The following is a 1,052-nucleotide window of genomic DNA, read 5'->3' as shown; positions in this document are numbered from 1 at the left end:
GTCTTCTGGACGCTCAAACTGGCGAGTCGCATTAATGAGTTCATCTAAGTTTTCTATGCGACCCTGACCTTTTTCAGTTTTGTCTTTAGCAAAATGAGCGCGCAAGGTACTTTCATCGATAACTAAAGCCGTCAATTCATTCAACGGCATATTGTCGTCTTCGGGCGTTAATGAATCCACTAAGGTAAGGAAAGCGGTTAATGCGTTACTGGCACGCGGCGTAAAAAACTTAGCCGCGATTAACTCAGCTGCGGCTTGCCATAAGGTCAGGTTTTGCTCGCGCGCATATTGGCGTAGCTGGGTTAAGGTGGCCGCACCAATGCCTCGAGTGGGTGTATTAACCACACGTTCAAAGGCGGCGTCATCATTGCGATTGGCGACCAGTCTCAAATAAGCTAAGACGTCTTTAATTTCGGCACGTTCAAAAAAGCGTAAACCACCATAAACTCGATAGGGCATATTGGCTTGTAACAACGCTTCTTCCATGACCCTAGATTGGGCATTGGAGCGATACAAAATAGCGTTATCAGCGCGTTCACCACCTTTATCTACGCTATTACGAATTTGCTCAACCACATAGGTGGCTTCATCTCGCTCATTGTAGGCATGGTATAACTGAATCAGCTCGCCATCCTCATCTTCAGTCCATAATTCCTTACCTAAACGTTCACTATTATTAGCAATAACGGCATTCGCAGCGGCCAGAATATTGCCCGTAGAGCGATAGTTTTGTTCAAGTCGAATTGACGACGCATCTTCGTAGTCTTGATGGAATTTTTGAATGTTTTCGATTTTAGCGCCGCGCCAACCATAAATTGATTGGTCATCATCACCGACGATAAATAAATGTCCTGTGTTTCCTGCCAGTAGACGTAACCAGGCATATTGAATGGTATTGGTATCTTGAAACTCATCGACCAAGATGTGTTGTAAGCGTTGTTGGTAGGTGGCTAAAATATCAGGACGTTTTAACCACAGTTCATGACTGCGAAGTAAAATTTCACCGAAATCGATAACCCCGGCACGCTGGCAAGCATCTTCGTATGCTTGAT

Annotated in this window: 1 protein-coding gene; it reads right to left on the bottom strand. The window is 44.9% G+C overall.

Annotation, left to right across the window (positions count from 1 at the left end):
• Positions 1-1,052 (bottom strand): 3'-5' exonuclease (locus AC3AYF_RS21695; protein WP_487780535.1); only part of this gene is annotated, 1,052 nt, incomplete at both ends.

Source organism: Salinicola sp. (assembly GCF_982684285.1).
The sequence above is the reverse complement of the archived record's forward strand: the minus strand, read 5'-3'. Positions and strand labels throughout refer to the sequence as shown.